Source organism: Flavobacterium keumense (assembly GCF_029866485.1).
Classification (GTDB): domain Bacteria; phylum Bacteroidota; class Bacteroidia; order Flavobacteriales; family Flavobacteriaceae; genus Flavobacterium; species Flavobacterium keumense.
This window is the reverse complement of record NZ_CP092332.1, coordinates 818450-835278: the sequence shown is the minus strand read 5'-3', so window position 1 is coordinate 835278 and position 16829 is coordinate 818450. Positions and strand designations below refer to the sequence as shown.

The window sequence follows — 16829 nt, the reverse complement described above, 5'->3', positions numbered from 1 at the left end:
CGGAAAAAGTCGAAAAATAGAGTTTTTTGTTATCTTTGTCACTTGCTTTAAAACCAAAATTTATATGGGTCTAGTCACTGCCAAGGAAGTTGCAAAAGCAATAAACACGGACAAATACGGGATATTAGGAACTTTTTCAGGCTGGGTCCTGATGAAGGTTTTACGTATTTCTGAATTGAATAAAGTGTATGACAACAACAAACACCTTTCGGAGGTAGCTTTCTTAAATGGCGTACTAGACAATTTACAAATCAAATTTGAAATTCCAGAAGAGGATTTAAAACGTCTTCCTAAAGAAGGGCCTTATATTACTATTTCTAATCATCCATTGGGTGGTATTGATGGTGTTTTATTGCTAAAACTAATGTTGGAAAGAGAGCCTAATTTCAAGATTATTGCCAACTTCCTTTTACACCGCATTGAACCGCTAAAAAAATACATCATGCCGGTAAATCCTTTTGAAAATCATAAGGATGCCAAATCAAGTGTGGTGGGAATCAAAGAAACTTTGCGTCACTTAAGCGATGGAAAACCATTGGGAATGTTCCCTGCTGGAGAAGTATCTACTTACAAAGACGGAAAATTAATGGTGGACAAACCTTGGGAAGAAGGCGCTATCAAAGTGATTCGCAAAGCACAAGTCCCTGTAGTTCCAATTTATTTCCATGCTAAAAATAGTGGGTTGTTCTATTTTCTTTCAAAAATTAGTGGTACTTTACGTACTGCCAAATTACCTTCAGAGGTTTTTAGTCAAAAGCGTCGCGTCATCAAAGTTCGTATTGGGAAACCTATTTCAGTCTCCGAACAGAATGAATATGAGTCTTTAGATGATTATTCTGAATTCTTACGAAAGAAAACCTATATGTTGGCCAATCCTTTTGAAAAGGAAACCAAATTAATTCCTACTCCTAGTTTAAAATCACCAAAAAGTCCAAAAGAGATTGTTACTCCTGCAAACCAGGACAAAATCATTACTGAAATTGAAGCATTACGCAACTCTGATTGTCGATTGCTACAAAGTAAAAACTACGAAGTTTTTTTTACTAAGGCTTCAGCAATTCCTACTATACTTCACGAATTGGGGCGTCTTCGCGAAATCACCTTTAGAGAAGTAGGTGAAGGAACCAATGAATCTATCGATTTAGACCAATTTGACCAATACTATCACCATATGTTTTTGTGGGATGATGATGCTAAAAAAGTAGCCGGAGCTTACCGAATGGGATTGGGATCTGAAATTTATCCTAAGTATGGTATCGATGGGTTTTACTTAAACGATTTGTTCCGTTTTGAGCCAGAATTGTACGATATGATGAGTAAGTCTATCGAAATGGGTCGCGCTTTTATTATCAAAGAATACCAACAAAAACCAATGCCTTTATTTTTGCTTTGGAAAGGAATTATACATACTACCTTACGCTACCCAGAACATAAATTCTTATTGGGAGGTGTAAGTATTAGCAATCAATTTTCTGATTTCTCAAAATCATTGATGATTGAGTTTATGAAGTCCAATTATTACGATCCTTATATTGCACAATATATTCATCCTAAAAAAGCGTTTAAAGTCAAATTAAAAGATGCCGACAAGGATTTTATCTTCAATGAAACTGAAGCCGATTTGAATAAATTTGATAAAATTATTGACGAATTGGAACCCGGTAGTTTACGTTTGCCTGTTTTGATTAAAAAATACATCAAACAAAATGCACGCGTGGTCGCTTTTAATGTAGATCCATTGTTCAATAACGCCATTGACGGATTAATGTACATTCGTGTAGAAGACATACCAGATAGCACCATGAAACCGGTAATGGAAGAGTTTCAGGCCGAGTTAGAACGAAAATTAAGCGAGAAAGAAGAGTAAGTCTAGAGCAAAATCAATGGCAATGGCAAAAATCAAACTATGAATTTGCTTTGCTACTTTACTTTATAACCTTACGCCTTTGCGCCTTTGCGGTAAGATCTAAAACCAGTGCTTCTGACCCACTTGATAGGTTTGATAAAACTCTTCGTCTGATTTAATCAAATAAATAATCCCTTCAATTAACCCAAATAAAGAAGTTAACAATCCACAACTGCAAATACTCAAGATTAACCAAATTATTCCCGTTCCGGTATATCCCAAATAAAATTTGTGTACACCAAGCGGACCTAATAAAATGGCAAAAATACCACAAGCTACTTTTTTATTGTTTTGAAATTGAGGTGTTGGAGTATTCCAAGTTTCGTGTTTTACAGTTTCCATACACTAGTATTTAATTATGAATAAAGGGCTTTTATTTTATCGACAATCACTTGCGCTAATCGTTCGTGACTTTCAAAGGTCCAACCTGCAATATGAGGCGTCAAAATAACATTTTTGGCATTCAGTAAATACTGAAACGCTTCGGGTGTAGTTGCCTCTTGGAACAAAGTTTCAAAGGACAATTTTTCGTATTCCAACACATCCAGTCCAGCACCTCGTACTTTTCCTGATTGTAAGGCAGCAACCAAATCTGCTGTGACAATGTTTTTTCCGCGGGACGTATTGATGATCCAAAGTGGTTTTGCAAATCCATTAATAAATGTTGCGTCCACCATTTTATCGGTTTCGGGAGTCCACGGAATATGCAAACTTAAGACGTCCACTTTTTCTTGAAATTCGGCAAAACTGACTTGTTGGGCATTTTCATCACCCACATTTTCTTGAATATCATAACACAAAACGTCTACGTCAAACCCACGTAGTTTTTTGGCGAAAGCCTTACCCATATTGCCATAACCAATGATTCCAACCGTTTTACCATCTAATTCGTGTCCGCGATTGCTTTCTCGGTTCCAGTGTCCGGCACGAATCTCAGCATCAGCTTGATTGAGATTATTAAACAATGACAAAATCATACCCAAACTGTGTTCAGCAACCGCATTACGATTTCCTTCCGGAGCAGCAATCAGTACAATATTTTTGGATTGGGCATACTCACAATCAATACTTTCCAATCCAGCCCCCACTCGAGCTATGAATTTCAAATTAGTGGCTTTGTCTAAAAAGGCTTTGTCAATTTTAAATCGGCTACGAATAACAATCCCTTGGTAGTCGTGAATTTTAGCTTCGATTTCCGCTTTGGAAGAGGTAAAATCTTCGTGATTCACGAAACCCGCTTGTTCCAATTGGTCCCAAAGCAAAAGATGATTGCTATCAATATGAAGAATGTGTGCCGCCATAAAAGGATTGTATTTTGTAAACCCAAATTAACAAAAAAAATAGGTGTGAAATGTGTAAATTGCAGCCAATATCATTAAAATGCAAAAACTATGAAAACCAGCCGATTGTTTCGAGAATTTTTTGAAAGCGAAAAAGCAGGCGGATTGGTATTGCTTTTAGCGACTTTACTTTCTTTGGGTTTAGCCAATTCTCCCATTCAAACGACTTATATTGGGTTTTGGGAAACCGAAATTGGACATCATTCCATCACCCATTGGATTAACGATGGACTCATGACTATTTTCTTCTTACTCATTGGGTTAGAATTAGAACGAGAGTTGTACGGTGGCGAATTATCCAACATTAAAAACGCTGCTTTACCTGTTTTTGGCGCACTCGGAGGAATGCTAATTCCGGCTGGACTATTTTTAGCATTCAATTTGGGGACGCCAACACAAAACGGGGCCGGAATTCCAATGGCTACCGATATTGCATTTGCAATTGGGATCTTATCCCTTTTGGGCAATCGAGTACCAACGTCTTTAAAAATCTTCTTGACCGCTTTGGCTGTCATTGACGACTTGGGAGCAATTCTCGTCATCGCGATATTTTATACAGAAACAATTTCTTTTCTGTATTTAGGTATGGCTTTTAGCATTATGGGAATTCTTTTTATTTTAAATAGAAAAAAAGTACACAACCTACTTCCTTATTTGATTGGTGGCGGATTGATGTGGTATTGCATGCTGAATTCAGGCGTTCATGCTACAATAACGGGTGTGCTTTTAGCTTTTGTCATTCCCTATGGCGATGGTGGAAAAGCTACTTCTTCTTTCCGATTGCAACACGTTTTGCACCGCCCAGTAGCTTTTTTCATTTTACCTTTATTTGCTGTCGCCAATACAGAAATTGCTATTAATAGTAACTGGCACGAAGGACTCATTCATGCCAACGCTATCGGAATTATGGCAGGATTAATTTTAGGAAAACCTATTGGAATCACTCTTTTTGCTTTTTTATGTGTCAAATTAGGTATTGGGTCGTTGCCCAAAGAATTGCAATGGAAACACATTCTCGGCGCTGGAATGCTGGGCGGAATTGGATTTACCATGTCCATTTTCATTACACTTTTGGCCTTCAAAAACGATGGCGTAGAAGTAATTACTTATTCTAAAATAGCCATCTTGGTGGCATCGTTTGTCTCAGGAACTTTAGGCTTCTTATGGTTGAAAATGAGTTTAAAGAAATAGTTAATTGGACAATGACAAAACGGATTCGCATAACGAAAACACGGATTAAGCGAATTTTCAAATTACCAAATGATCAATTATTTTCTTACATTTGAAAAGCCCCTGTAACTGCAATAGACCCCAAGTCGTTTTCCTTTTACAGATTTTTATTTTTTAAAGTTCCCAAAACGGGAAATAATTTATACCTTTGTAAAAATAGTGAGAGTAATAGCCAAAAAAATATTGAGAGACTTTTGGGAAGTCCATTCGGATTGCGAACAACAACTAAAATCTTGGTTTAGGGAAACTAGCAAAGCAGAATGGACAAATCCTAATCAGATAAAAACCGAATATCCCAGCGCTAGTATTTTAAACGACAATCGTGTAGTCTTTAATATAAAAGGAAATAAATACCGATTAATTGTCAAGATAAACTTTGAATACGAAATGGTTTGGATTCGATTTATTGGCACACACAAAGAATACGATGCGATTAATGCTACCACCATTTAATTAAGGAATATGGAAATCAAACTTATTAAAACAGAAAACGATTACAACCAAGCCTTAGAGCGATTGGAAGTACTATTTGATGCTAAAAAAGGAACTCCTGAAGGCGACGAATTAGAGCTTTTAAGCATTCTAATTGAGCAATATGAAAACACTCATTTTCCAATTGATTTGCCTGATCCTATTGAGGCTATAAAATTCAGAATGGAACAATTGGGCTACAATCAAAATGACTTAGCTAAAATTATTGGTCTTAAAAGCCGCGCTAGTGAAATTTTAAGTAAAAAAAGAAAATTGTCTTTGGAGATGATTCGACAATTACACACCAGCTTGCACATTCCCACTGATGTGCTGATTCAAAACTACTAAACCCCCATTCTCAAATTTTCAAATTAGTACATTTTCACATTAAATTAGCTACATTTGAAAAGCGTATCAAAAAAATTGAACTAAAAACAGGCAAAACTTTCGTCAATATTGCCCATTTGGAATAAAAGTAGTTTGAAAGTTTCGCATATAAATAAGTTATGTGATATAGCTTTACGACACTGCAAAAAAGAAAACCCGAAATCATGAAGCCGAAAATAATGTATATAGAAAATAAGTCTGAAGGTCATAGCGGTTCAGCTTGGATTGGTTACGCTGAATTCTCGAAATCTGGACAAACAGTTTATTTTGACAACAAAGCGTTGAAGAAACTTAAAACAACTGGAATTAGTGGAAACCATTTTGACATTGAAACTGGTGAAGAATATTGGGTTTCCGGAATAAAGAAAAACGGACAGGACAGACATTGGGCTGGCGGTGGAAAAGTGATGCTTGACAAAGATTGCGTTGAGGAATATTTGAAGTTCACAAATGTCGAAAATGTTGACGAAAAAAAATACATTGTAGTTGAAGTTGAGAAAACAGACAAAAGCCGATTTAACGAAATTGAAAATTTAGAACTTGAAAATGAAGAATTGGAAAGGTTAGCTTGGGATAGAAAGAAAAATGTAACTCTAAATAAAGCTACATCACATAACAGCAATTTTGCGAAATAGCTGGCTTATCTTTCTTGGAAAATACGCTTAACATCACCTGATAGCGCGGATTTGCAATCCGTGTCTACTAAAACAACGAACCAAAAAAGGCCGCTATTTACAGCAGCCTTTCTCTTTATTTAAAAAGTATATTTACCCCTTAATCTGTTTCAACGAAGTTTTAATCCCTCTAATCAAAGACGAACTAAAACCGTGCAATTCCATTTCGTTCAAACCAGCAATGGTACAGCCTTGAGGCGTAGTTACTCGGTCAATCAATTGTTCTGGATGGGTTTTTTCTTCTAGTAGCATTTCGGCAGCGCCTTTTACAGTTTGGGCAGAAATAGCCAAAGCCGTTTGCCAGTCAAATCCAATTTCAATACCCGCTTGCATTGAGGCACGAATGTAACGCAAGGCAAATGCCGTTCCGCTTGCTGCCAAAACGGTAGCCGCATCCATTAATTTTTCGTCAATAATAGGCGCTGTTCCTAAACCTTCAAAAAGTGTAACTACTTTCTGAGCCGCTTCTTTATTGCTTTCTTGAAACGCAATACAAGTCGCCGAAGCACCAAATTGCGAAGCAATATTCGGCATGATGCGTACCGCTTGGTGGGTGGCGCCAATTTTATTTTGCAAATTTTCTATCGACAATCCACTCACTGCCGAAGCAATGGTTTTGTTGGTAATTGCAGGCAATATTTCAGCCAAAACAGTATCCACTTGGTACGGTTTTATAGTCAAAATTATAATATCTGCGTCTTGAATATTGTGTTTGTTGTCGGTAGATACGGTAACCCCCAGTTGTTCTAAGTGCAAAATACTCTTTGTATTTCTTCTTGTTACGGTTACTTGATTGCCTTCGGTGAATTTAGCAATCCCAATGGCAATTGAGGCTCCTAAGTTGCCTCCGCCAATAATGTGTACGTTCATGTTGTGTAGTTATAATGGTTGTGTTGTTTTGTGTTGTTGTGTTTGAATTCTTAATTTAAAAACCTAAAATCATTTTGGCAATTGAAAAATAAATTAAAATTCCACATATATCATTACTGGTAGTAATAAACGGACCTGTAGCTAAGGCGGGGTCTATTCCAAATTTATCCAATAATAAGGGGATAAATGTACCTATTAACGATGCAATAATAATAACCGAAATCAATGCTACGGTTACAATTATACCAATAATAATTTCAACATTTAATAGATAATGACTGCCTACAAACAAAATAGTCGCTAATATCACCCCATTAAGTAAGCTCAAAGCTACTTCTTTAATTAAACGATTGAATAAAGAGCCACTCAAGGTGTTGTTAGCCAAACCTTGCACAATAATTGCCGAAGATTGTACTCCAACATTTCCAGCCATTGCGGCAATAAGCGGTGTAAAGAAGAATAAATTGCCATGCTTCAACATTGCTCCTTCAAATAAACCTAATACTCTTACTGAAATAAAACCTCCTAAAAGCGCCAAAACCAACCAAGGTAAGCGGGCTTTAGTATGATCAAAAATACTATCATCCGCTTCGACGTCTTGGGAGATACCTGCTGCTAACTGGTAATCTTCATCAGCTTCGTCTTTGATTACATCCACGATATCATCAATGGTAATTCGGCCAACCAAACGACCCAATTCGTCCACTACCGGAATGGCCTCTAAATCGTATTTTTGCATGATACGCGCCACCTCTACGTCTTCGGTATCTACATTCACCGAATTCAGTTTTCGAATATAGACATCATTGATGGGTGTTCGCGAAGAAGTAGTCAATAAATCTTTAAGCGACAAACGTCCTTTCAATCGGTCTTCATCGTCCACCACATATATGGAATGCACTCTTGAAATATTTTCGGCTTGAATGCGCATTTCTTTCACGCAAGTCAACACATTCCAGTTTTCGTTCACTTTTACCAACTCCTTGTGCATGATTCCCCCCGCAGTATCCTCTGGATAACGAAGCAAATCAACAATATCTTTGGCGTGTTCAACGTCTTGTAATTCCGAGATTACTTCTGCCTTAATTTCTTGCGATAACTCGGCAATAATGTCAGCAGCATCGTTTGTTTCTAACTCGTCAAGCTCTTCTGCAATTTCTTTTGGCGAAAGTCGTTTTAAGATATTTTCACGTAAATCGTCCTCTAATTCCAAAAGAATTTCGGCCGTTTTATCACTATCTAAAACTTTAAAAATATAGGTTGCCTCTTCAAAATCAAGTTCATCTAAAACTTCGGCAATATCAGCATGGTGCATGTCATTCAACAAAACTTCCAGCTGTTGGTCGTTCTTCGTTTGAATGAGTTGCTCTAATTCTTGAATTAGTTCTTTGCTGATTTTAAATTCCATCGGCTTCGATTTTTTGAGTGAGTGCTATAAAGTCTTCAACACTAAGTTGTTCTGGACGAAGATCTAAAACTTTATCTTCTCTTAAATTATCTGACAAATTTAAGGTTTTTAAACTGTTACGCAAGGTTTTTCTACGTTGCTGAAAAGCTGTTTTCACTACCGTAAAGAATAATTTTTCGCCACAAGGCAAACTAAAATCTTCTTTTCGTCGCAAACGCATCACCCCCGATTTTACTTTTGGTGGCGGATTGAACACATGTTCATCTACCGTAAACAAGTATTCGGCATCGTAAAAAGCCTGTGCCAAAACCGACAAAATACCATAGGTTTTACTTCCTTTTTTCTCGCAAATGCGCTCTGCCACTTCTTTTTGGAACATGCCAGAAAACTCTGGAATTTGGTGACGGAATTCCAAAGTTCTAAACACAATTTGCGTCGAAATATTGTACGGAAAATTGCCAATAATCGCAAATTGTTTGCCTTCAAAAATCTCGTTGACATCGTATTTCAAGAAATCCTTCGAAATGATTTTATCTTTCAACTTTGGGTAATTAGCATCCAAATACGCCACCGATTCTGTATCGATCTCAATCACGTAGGTATTGGTAGGTTTGTCCAATAAATATTGGGTCAAAACTCCCATTCCAGGACCTATTTCCAATACATCATTGTAGCCTTCTAAACTCAACGTATCAGCGATCGCTTTCGCAATGCTTTCGTCTTTTAAGAAATGTTGTCCGAGATGTTTTTTAGCTTTTACTTTTTCCATTGAGTCATTGCGAGGCACGAGGCAATCTCGCTATTTTTTTAATTGTGTTCAGAAATTACCTCTAGTTCCGTTCTAAAAGCCAGCATTTTTTCTCCAAATAACTGGTAACTTTCTTGACGGAATTGCGGCGCATCTTCTGCATAGTATTTTTCCAAAGTCGCTTTACTATCCGTCGTAAATTGAACTGAATACGTAGTTCCTCCCATTTCTTCTTCAATTAACACCTTCACAATTTTAGCCGAAGAAAATTTTCCTGTTGCTAAAATAGCCGGAATTCGTGTTTGCTGCATCCACTGTAACCATTGGTCTTGAACGCTTTCGTGTATGTTAACTGTTACGTTGTAAAGTATCATATTAGCCCCCTAACCCCCAAAGGGGGAAATCCTACTAGGGGTTAAGTAGGGTTAAATAAATTGTTTTTTGAACTTTCTTTTACTCTGAATCTATTGGCTCCTAATTCCCCCTTCGGGGGTTAGGGGGCTCCTTATAAATTGCTATCTCCTCTTAATTCTCTAAATTTTCGCCTTGCCTCCACAAAATAAATACTGTCTTGGTGATTGAAAATTATCTTTTCATACATTGGCTTTGCTTTTTCGGGCAATTGCAATTGATTTTTATACAATTCTGCCGAAAAATACAACGCTTCATCTACATAAATTCCGTCCGAATGCTGCTCTATTATATTTTGGTATTGGCCTAAAGCCAACAAAAAATCAGCTGTTTTCTCGTATAGTTTTCCCAATCGCAACAGAGTAACCGCCTCAATCTCTTGCCCTTTGTATTGTTTCAAAATGGCTTGAAAAGCCTGAATCGCTTCTTGATTTCGATTTTGGTATCCAAGGTAATCCGCTTTGGCGAAAGCCTTCAATGCCACCTGCGTCGAATCGGCAACGGTATTGTCATTGATGAGCAAAAAATACTCCAACGCATCATTGGCAATCAACTGTGTACTCGCCGATTTCAACTCTTTGAATTGTTTCAACGCCCATTCTAAATCGGTTTTGAAATAACTCGTTTTAGCTGCTTTCAAACTTGCTTCGTGTGCCACTGCATCGTTCTTCAAATCGTTTTCAATTTGCGTATAATACAATAATGCTTGATTGAATTTGGCTTCGTACAGCAAAATATCGGCCAACTCCATTTTGACCTGCGCCGTTTCGTATTCGTTCAAGGGCAACTCCAATGCAGTTCGAACAATTGTCTTTCCTGCTTCGGGATTTTTTAAATTAAACGTCAAAAAATGCGCCTGCATCAGTTGCAAAGATAAGGTAAAAGGACTGATTCCGTATTTTGTGACCAAAGCTGATAATTCCATTTCAAGATTGGACCAGTCTTTTTCGGGAGTCGTGTCGATTTTGAGTTGCATCAAATAGCTATTGGCTTGAACCAATAATTCGATTTCGGTGGTGTTTTCTAACACAAATCCCAAGATAGTTTTGGCTGTTGCATCATCCTTTTCTTCAATCGTCAATTGTGCCAAATTAAGTATAGCATTCAGCGATTCCGGATTGCGTTTGTAAATGGCTTTTTCTTGGATAAAGGCTTTGCCAAATTCTTTTTGCTGAATATAAAACCAACTCAAAAATTGGTTCCAATACACGTCTTGGTTTTTTTGAGTTCGTGTAATTAATGCTTTACGCAAATTGGCCGAAAATCCTGCATCGCCTTCATCAGTCATGAATCTTGAAAACTGATTTTGAATCAGAATCGTACTTTCTGGATGGGCAAAAGCCTCATCTAAGAAAGTGTTAATCATCATATCCGTATTGCCCAACTGCCCATACAACAGACCCATTTGGTAATTGAAATTGAAATTAGGTTGCATTTGCACTGCTATTTGATAGGCTTTAAGCGCATAGTCCAGCAAGACTTTTTTCTCAAAAGAATTGGCTATGCCATACACTTCGTTTGGGTTGGATTTGATTTTAGCCAAAGCTTGTTCAAAATACTTTTGGGCTTTCTCATCCTGTTGTTGGAGTTTAAAATTATACCCTAGTTCTACCAAAAGCGAACTCTGTCTGTACTTATCCAATCGGGTTTGAATGGCTTTTTCGGCGACATCAAATTGTTTTAATTGTTGGTAACAATCAATGGTTCTGATAAAGTATTGGTAATTTTGAGGAACCGACTGCAGAAGTTCTTCGTAACTGATTTTGGCTTTTTCAAAATCGCCTTTGTCGTAATAATATTGGGCTAATTGCTCGTTTTGGGAAAACCCAATCAATGAAAAAAACAAGCTGATATGTAGGAGTAGTTTTTTCATTGATTTAATTTACACTATGTTTTTTTTGTTTTTTTGAACAATAAAAATAACTTGAAAAAAATATTAAATATAGGTATAAAGCTGAAAATAATCAATAGAGAATTTATACCTAAATCTCTTAATCTCCTTGTTGTTGCGGCTTGAATAGGGATATAATAAATGTTTAATATTAAAAGAATATAGAACCAATTTATAATCGTTTTATCATTAAGACTTAAATTACTCTTAAGATATAAAATTAAAAAATTAGCAAATAATTCTATTAGCAAATAAATTCCAAATTCAAGTCGTCCAGATTTGCCGTTTAAATCAGAATAATAATATCTAAAAAGGTTAAAGCATTTCATTTTAATCAATAATATCAAACCCGCAATACGGGCGCAATACTTCTGGAATTACAATTCCTTCTGGTGTTTGGTAGTTTTCTATAATGCCTGCCAAAACTCTTGGCAAGGCCAATGAGCTTCCGTTCAAGGTATGTGCCAATTGGTTTTTACCGTCTTTGTCTTTGAAACGCAATTTCAAACGGTTCGCTTGGAACGTCTCAAAATTAGATACAGAAGAAATTTCTAACCAACGGTCTTGTGCCGTAGAAAATACTTCAAAATCATAGGTTAATGCCGAAGTGAATCCCATATCGCCACCACATAAACGTAAAATTCTATACGGTAATTTGAGTTCTTGTAAAATGTTTTTTACGTGTTCTACCATACCGTCCAACGCCTCGTAGGATTTGTCTGGATGCTCTACGCGAACAATTTCTACTTTATCAAATTGGTGCAAACGGTTCAATCCACGAACGTGCGCTCCATACGAACCTGCCTCACGACGGAAACATGGCGTGTAGGCCGTACACAAAATAGGCAATTCGCTTTCGTTCAGAATCACATCGCGGAACAAATTAGTTACCGGAACTTCTGCCGTTGGAATCAAATACAAATCGTCAATGGTCGAATGGTACATTTGCCCTTCTTTGTCTGGCAATTGCCCTGTTCCGTAGCCCGATGCTTCGTTTACCAAATGTGGTACTTGCATTTCTTTGTAACCTGCTGCTGTATTTTTATCTAAAAAATAATTGATTAAAGCACGTTGCAAACGAGCACCTTTTCCTTTGTACACAGGGAAACCTGCCCCTGTAATTTTCACCCCCAACTCAAAGTCGATGATGTCGTATTTTTTTACCAATTCCCAATGAGGCAATGCTTCTTCGTGCAAAACAGGAATAGTGCCTTCTTGAAAAACATTCAAATTGTCATCTGCTGATTTTCCTTCCGGAACAATGTCGGCTGGTAAATTAGGTAAGGTATATAATTTTTGCGTCAATTCTTCGGCTAAAGCCTCGGCTTTCTCCCCCAAATCTTTGCTTTTCTCTTTTAATGCAACGGTCTTTTCTTTAAGGATGGCAGCTTTTGATTTTTCGCCACTTTTCATCAATTCGCCAATGTCTTTGGACAATTTATTAGATTCGGATAAAGTGTTGTCTAATTCCACTTGCGTAGCACGACGTTGCTCGTCTAATTGAACTACTTCGTCCACAATTCCTTTGGCGTCGATGTTTCTTTTTGCCAAAGCTTTGATTACTTTTTCCTGATTCTCTCTAATAAATGCAATTTGTAACATAGCTTGATTTTTATAACTCTCTGTAATTTTTTGCGCCTTGCGCACGCAAATTTAAGGAAATGTTTGCTAAGAACGAGACAAAGTTGAGAGTTTTCGAAAGAGCGCATACGCTTCAAAATAGTTTCACCGCAGATTCACAGATTTTAAAAGAACTTAATAGAATACATTTTGCTTGGTTCGAGGTAAATCAAAATTAACATCTAAATACTTCCAAACACAAGTGTCAATCTGCGAATCTGCGGTTGATTTTCCAAAAGTCAATCCCATAGTTGTAGTTGTCCCTATGATAAAAAAAGTTATTTTTGCACTCATTCTGAATTCATTTCAGCATTATTAAACTGTTATTATGTTAGAAAATCCAACAAGATATACTATTACGGCAGCCTTACCTTACACTAACGGACCAATTCATATTGGCCATTTGGCGGGGGTTTACGTGCCTTCGGATATTTATTCCCGTTATTTACGATTACAAGGAAGAAACGTGTTGTTTGTTTGCGGAAGCGACGAACACGGTGTTGCCATTTCGATGAAAGCCAAAAAAGAAGGCATTACACCTCAAGAAGTAATTGATAAATACGATGGCATTATCCGTAAATCGTTTGTAGATTTTGGAATTTCTTTTGATAATTACTCTAGAACTTCGGCAAAAATTCATCACGAAACGGCGTCGGAATTCTTTAAAACTTTGTATGACAAAGGCGATTTTATTGAAGAAGTAACCGAGCAATTGTATGACGCCAAAGCCGATCAATTTTTAGCTGACCGATTTGTAACCGGAACTTGCCCAAAATGCGGCAACGAAGAAGCTTATGGCGACCAATGCGAAAAATGTGGTTCTACACTGAACGCTACAGATTTAATCAATCCGAAATCGACCATTACCGGAGAAACGCCTGTTTTGAAATCGACCAAACACTGGTTTTTACCTTTGGATCGTTACGATGCGTTTTTGAAAGAATGGATTTTGGAAGGACATAAAAACGATTGGAAACCGAACGTGTATGGGCAGGTAAAATCGTGGATTGATGGCGGATTAGAGCCTCGTGCCGTAACCCGCGATTTGGATTGGGGAATTGACGTACCCGTTGCAGGTGCCGAAGGAAAAAAATTATATGTGTGGTTTGATGCGCCTATTGGTTACATCTCTTCTTCAAAAGAATGGGCGGCACGCGAAGGAAAAAATTGGGAACCGTATTGGAAAGACCAAGGAACCAAATTAGTTCACTTTATTGGAAAAGATAATATTGTGTTTCACTGCATCATTTTCCCAGCGATGTTGAAGGCGGAAGGAAGTTATATTCTGCCTGATAATGTACCAGCCAATGAGTTCTTGAACTTGGAAGGCAACAAATTATCAACGTCTAAAAACTGGGCGGTTTGGTTGCACGAATATTTGGAAGAATTCCCCAATCAGCAAGACGTATTGCGTTATGCCTTGACTTCGAATGCACCAGAAACCAAAGACAATGACTTTACTTGGAAAGATTTTCAAGCTAGAAATAACAACGAATTGGTAGCGATTTTTGGTAATTTCATCAACCGTGTGGTGGTGTTGACTAATAAATACTACAACGGCATCGTGCCACAACCGAATGAACTTTCGGAAGTGGACGAACAAACTTTGGCCGAATTACAAGCCTATCCAGCGGTAATTTCGAGTTCCATTGAGCGTTACCGTTTTAGAGAAGCTTTGGGCGAAATGATGAATGTCGCTCGTTTAGGAAACAAATATTTGGCCGACGAAGAGCCTTGGAAAGTCATCAAAGACAATCCAGAGCGTGTACAAACCCAAATGTATGTGGCTTTACAAATTGCCGCTGCTTTGAGTACGCTTTGCGAACCCTTTTTGCCTTTTACGGCTAAAAAATTAGCACGTATTTTGAAAATAGAGGAGCCGTTGAATTGGAATACCATTGCTGAAGATAGCGATTTACTAGTTGCCGGACACCAAATTGGCGAAGCGGAATTGCTTTTTGCCAAAATAGAAGACGAAGCAATTCAACAACAAATAGATAAATTGGAAGCTACTAAAACGGCGAATAAGGCCGAGATTGCTTCGTCCCTCGCAATTACCGAACCACAAAAAGAGGTGATTCAATTTGAAGATTTTGCCAAAATGGATTTGCGTGTAGGAACGATTTTGGAAGCCGAGAAAATGCCAAAAGCCAACAAGCTTTTAATCTTAAAAGTAGATACTGGAATTGACGTTCGCACTATTGTTTCGGGAATTGCAGAGAGTTTTGCGCCAGAAGATATCATTGGTAAAAAAGTAACTGTTTTAGTGAATTTAGCACCAAGAAACCTTCGCGGAGTAGAAAGTCAAGGAATGATTTTGATGACTACCAATGCCGAAGGAAAATTAGTTTTTGTAAACCCAGACGCTGAAGGTGTTGGGAATGGTGAGACAATTAATTAGTACAACACGAATTTCACGAATTTCCACAAATTAGTGAAGTCTGTATTTAAAATAAAAATTATGAATCCGAAAATAATAGCTTTTGACGCAGACGATACGCTTTGGGTAAACGAAACCTATTTTGACGAAACCGAAAAGAAATTTTGCGAATTGATGCAAGATTACCTTTCACATCAGGGAATTTCGCAAGAACTATTCAAAATTGAAATTGCTAATTTAAAACTGTATGGTTATGGTATCAAAGGGTATGTCCTTTCGATGATAGAAGCCGCAATGACCATTTCCAACCATACCATTCCTGTTGAAGTGATTGAAAAAATCATTCAATATGGTAAAGAATTACTTGAAAAACCGATTGTTTTACTAGATGGCGTTGAAGAAACTTTAAAAGCATTAAACGGAAAATACAAATTAGTCGTTGCTACAAAAGGCGATTTATTAGACCAAAGACGAAAATTACACAATTCTGGATTAGGTCACTATTTTCATCATATAGAAGTGATGTCAGACAAGCAAGAAATTGATTATTCCGATTTGATCAAACGACTTGACATTGAACCTTCAGACTTTTTAATGATTGGAAACTCATTAAAATCGGATGTCCTACCAGTATTAAACATTGGTGGAAAAGGTGTTCATATTCCTTTTCATACTACTTGGGCGCATGAACGAATTGATCATACCATTGAACATGAAAATTTTCATGCCTTTGAAAAAATTACCGACGTACTGCAATTACTACAGTAACACAAATTCCACAAACGGGAGAATCCATAGAAATAATGAAACAAAAGCTCGACCTTACTACTTGGAACCGAAAAGAACATTTTTTGTTTTTCAAACAAATGGATGAGCCTTTTTATGGCATTACCACCACAATAGATTGTACGCAAGCGTATGCCAAAGCCAAAACACTAGGTATTTCATTTTTTAGCTATTACCTTCATAAAACCTTGGCTGCAGTGAATACGGTTGAGAATTTTCGGTACCGAATCATCGAGGACGAAGTTTATATTTTTGACGTAATTGATGCCTCAGCAACAGTGATGCGAGAAGACAAAACGTTTGGATTTTCGTATATGGCTTTTACTGAAAACCCTATTGATTTTGCACAAATCGTACAAACTGAGATTGACCGAATTCAAACAACCACTGGCGTTATTACAAGAGAATATCCTGAAAATTTGATTCATTTTTCGGCCTTACCTTGGATTAATTTCACCTCATTGTCTCATGCACGAAGTTTTACTTGGCCAGACAGTTGCCCGAAAATTTCTTTTGGAAAACTAACCGAAGAAATTGGTAAAAAATCAATGCCTATATCCGTTCATGTGCATCATGGTTTGGTTGATGGCTACCATGTAGGTTTATTTATTGAGCGATTACAACAATTAATGAATGAATAAAAAGGGAGTCTAAAAAACACTGATTTTGTCATTCCGAATTTATTTCGGAATCTATAATTATATTAG

Annotated in this window: 18 protein-coding genes; 8 read left to right on the top strand and 10 right to left on the bottom strand. The window is 37.2% G+C overall.

Features of this window, described 5'->3' with window-relative positions:
* Positions 1-64: 64 nt before the first annotated feature.
* A complete protein-coding gene (locus MG292_RS03575; protein ID WP_264534066.1) occupies positions 65-1867 on the top strand; it encodes a lysophospholipid acyltransferase family protein in 1803 nt (600 codons plus the stop codon).
* A 99-nt stretch (positions 1868-1966) separates the two neighbouring features.
* Here the strand turns inward: MG292_RS03575 and MG292_RS03570 are convergent, their stop codons facing one another.
* Positions 1967-2248, bottom strand: coding sequence for a TM2 domain-containing protein (locus MG292_RS03570; RefSeq protein WP_264534067.1), 282 nt, complete (start codon positions 2246-2248; stop codon positions 1967-1969).
* 14 nt (positions 2249-2262) lie between these two features.
* Entirely contained in the window at positions 2263-3207 is a 945-nt protein-coding gene (locus MG292_RS03565) for a 2-hydroxyacid dehydrogenase (protein ID WP_264534068.1), read from the bottom strand.
* A gap of 90 nt (positions 3208-3297) precedes the next feature.
* Between MG292_RS03565 and nhaA the strand changes: the two genes are divergently transcribed.
* The 4 genes from nhaA (at position 3298) to MG292_RS03545 (ending at position 5969) form a co-directional block, all read left to right on the top strand.
* Entirely contained in the window at positions 3298-4437 is a 1140-nt protein-coding gene (gene nhaA, locus MG292_RS03560; RefSeq protein ID WP_264534069.1) for a Na+/H+ antiporter NhaA, read from the top strand.
* 198 nt (positions 4438-4635) lie between these two features.
* Positions 4636-4929 (top strand): type II toxin-antitoxin system HigB family toxin, encoded by a 294-nt coding sequence (locus tag MG292_RS03555; protein ID WP_264534070.1) that lies wholly within the window; start codon positions 4636-4638, stop codon positions 4927-4929.
* A 9-nt stretch (positions 4930-4938) separates the two neighbouring features.
* Positions 4939-5295 (top strand): helix-turn-helix domain-containing protein, encoded by a 357-nt coding sequence (locus tag MG292_RS03550; protein WP_264534071.1) that lies wholly within the window; start codon positions 4939-4941, stop codon positions 5293-5295.
* A gap of 203 nt (positions 5296-5498) precedes the next feature.
* Positions 5499-5969, top strand: a complete 471-nt coding sequence (locus MG292_RS03545; RefSeq protein ID WP_264534072.1) for a hypothetical protein — start codon at positions 5499-5501, stop codon at positions 5967-5969.
* Between the two features lie 132 nt (positions 5970-6101).
* Here the strand turns inward: MG292_RS03545 and proC are convergent, their stop codons facing one another.
* From proC to MG292_RS03510, 8 genes are all read right to left on the bottom strand, one after another.
* Positions 6102-6878, bottom strand: a complete 777-nt coding sequence (proC, locus tag MG292_RS03540; RefSeq protein ID WP_264534073.1) for a pyrroline-5-carboxylate reductase — start codon at positions 6876-6878, stop codon at positions 6102-6104.
* 55 nt (positions 6879-6933) lie between these two features.
* Complete coding sequence (mgtE, locus tag MG292_RS03535) at positions 6934-8286, bottom strand: magnesium transporter (protein ID WP_264534074.1); 1353 nt, start codon at positions 8284-8286, stop codon at positions 6934-6936.
* Positions 8276-9055, bottom strand: a complete 780-nt coding sequence (gene rsmA / locus MG292_RS03530; protein ID WP_264534075.1) for a 16S rRNA (adenine(1518)-N(6)/adenine(1519)-N(6))-dimethyltransferase RsmA — start codon at positions 9053-9055, stop codon at positions 8276-8278. Before rsmA ends, mgtE begins: the two co-directional genes overlap by 11 nt.
* Before the next feature lie 38 nt (positions 9056-9093).
* Positions 9094-9408: a DUF4286 family protein gene (locus MG292_RS03525; RefSeq protein ID WP_264534076.1), complete on the bottom strand. Its 315-nt coding sequence runs from the start codon at positions 9406-9408 to the stop codon at positions 9094-9096.
* A 131-nt stretch (positions 9409-9539) separates the two neighbouring features.
* Positions 9540-11318, bottom strand: a complete 1779-nt coding sequence (locus tag MG292_RS03520) for a tetratricopeptide repeat protein (protein WP_264534077.1) — start codon at positions 11316-11318, stop codon at positions 9540-9542.
* A gap of 14 nt (positions 11319-11332) precedes the next feature.
* Positions 11333-11665 (bottom strand): DUF805 domain-containing protein, encoded by a 333-nt coding sequence (locus MG292_RS11365; protein WP_413614219.1) that lies wholly within the window; start codon positions 11663-11665, stop codon positions 11333-11335.
* Between the two features lies 1 nt (position 11666).
* On the bottom strand, positions 11667-12938 hold the full coding sequence (gene serS, locus MG292_RS03515; protein ID WP_264534078.1) for a serine--tRNA ligase: 1272 nt from the start codon (positions 12936-12938) through the stop codon (positions 11667-11669).
* Positions 12939-13091: 153 nt separating this feature from the next.
* Complete coding sequence (locus tag MG292_RS03510; protein WP_264534079.1) at positions 13092-13250, bottom strand: hypothetical protein; 159 nt, start codon at positions 13248-13250, stop codon at positions 13092-13094.
* Between the two features lie 34 nt (positions 13251-13284).
* On the opposite strand from MG292_RS03510, the gene metG reads away from it, so the two are divergent.
* Genes metG through MG292_RS03495 form a run of 3 tightly spaced genes read left to right on the top strand, consistent with a single transcriptional unit; the run spans position 13285 to position 16763 of the window.
* Positions 13285-15357 carry a methionine--tRNA ligase gene (metG, locus tag MG292_RS03505; protein WP_264534080.1) on the top strand — a complete coding sequence of 691 codons (2073 nt, stop codon included), beginning with the start codon at positions 13285-13287 and terminating at the stop codon, positions 15355-15357.
* 60 nt (positions 15358-15417) lie between these two features.
* Complete coding sequence (locus MG292_RS03500; RefSeq protein WP_264534081.1) at positions 15418-16104, top strand: HAD family hydrolase; 687 nt, start codon at positions 15418-15420, stop codon at positions 16102-16104.
* Positions 16105-16139: 35 nt separating this feature from the next.
* The gene (locus tag MG292_RS03495) at positions 16140-16763 is read left to right on the top strand and encodes a chloramphenicol acetyltransferase (protein ID WP_264534082.1); all 624 of its coding nucleotides are present in this window, start codon (positions 16140-16142) and stop codon (positions 16761-16763) included.
* The last annotated feature ends 66 nt before the right edge of the window (positions 16764-16829 follow it).

Coding starts and splice junctions, on each gene's coding strand:
- MG292_RS03575 (WP_264534066.1), top strand. CDS start 65: ATGGGTCTAGTCACTGCCAAGGAAGTTGCAAAAGCAATAAACACGGAC.
- MG292_RS03570 (WP_264534067.1), bottom strand. CDS start 2,248: ATGGAAACTGTAAAACACGAAACTTGGAATACTCCAACACCTCAATTT.
- MG292_RS03565 (WP_264534068.1), bottom strand. CDS start 3,207: ATGGCGGCACACATTCTTCATATTGATAGCAATCATCTTTTGCTTTGG.
- nhaA (WP_264534069.1), top strand. CDS start 3,298: ATGAAAACCAGCCGATTGTTTCGAGAATTTTTTGAAAGCGAAAAAGCA.
- MG292_RS03550 (WP_264534071.1), top strand. CDS start 4,939: ATGGAAATCAAACTTATTAAAACAGAAAACGATTACAACCAAGCCTTA.
- MG292_RS03545 (WP_264534072.1), top strand. CDS start 5,499: ATGAAGCCGAAAATAATGTATATAGAAAATAAGTCTGAAGGTCATAGC.
- proC (WP_264534073.1), bottom strand. CDS start 6,878: ATGAACGTACACATTATTGGCGGAGGCAACTTAGGAGCCTCAATTGCC.
- mgtE (WP_264534074.1), bottom strand. CDS start 8,286: ATGGAATTTAAAATCAGCAAAGAACTAATTCAAGAATTAGAGCAACTC.
- rsmA (WP_264534075.1), bottom strand. CDS start 9,055: ATGGAAAAAGTAAAAGCTAAAAAACATCTCGGACAACATTTCTTAAAA.
- MG292_RS03525 (WP_264534076.1), bottom strand. CDS start 9,408: ATGATACTTTACAACGTAACAGTTAACATACACGAAAGCGTTCAAGAC.
- MG292_RS03520 (WP_264534077.1), bottom strand. CDS start 11,318: ATGAAAAAACTACTCCTACATATCAGCTTGTTTTTTTCATTGATTGGG.
- MG292_RS11365 (WP_413614219.1), bottom strand. CDS start 11,665: ATGAAATGCTTTAACCTTTTTAGATATTATTATTCTGATTTAAACGGC.
- serS (WP_264534078.1), bottom strand. CDS start 12,938: ATGTTACAAATTGCATTTATTAGAGAGAATCAGGAAAAAGTAATCAAA.
- MG292_RS03510 (WP_264534079.1), bottom strand. CDS start 13,250: ATGAGTGCAAAAATAACTTTTTTTATCATAGGGACAACTACAACTATG.
- metG (WP_264534080.1), top strand. CDS start 13,285: ATGTTAGAAAATCCAACAAGATATACTATTACGGCAGCCTTACCTTAC.
- MG292_RS03500 (WP_264534081.1), top strand. CDS start 15,418: ATGAATCCGAAAATAATAGCTTTTGACGCAGACGATACGCTTTGGGTA.
- MG292_RS03495 (WP_264534082.1), top strand. CDS start 16,140: ATGAAACAAAAGCTCGACCTTACTACTTGGAACCGAAAAGAACATTTT.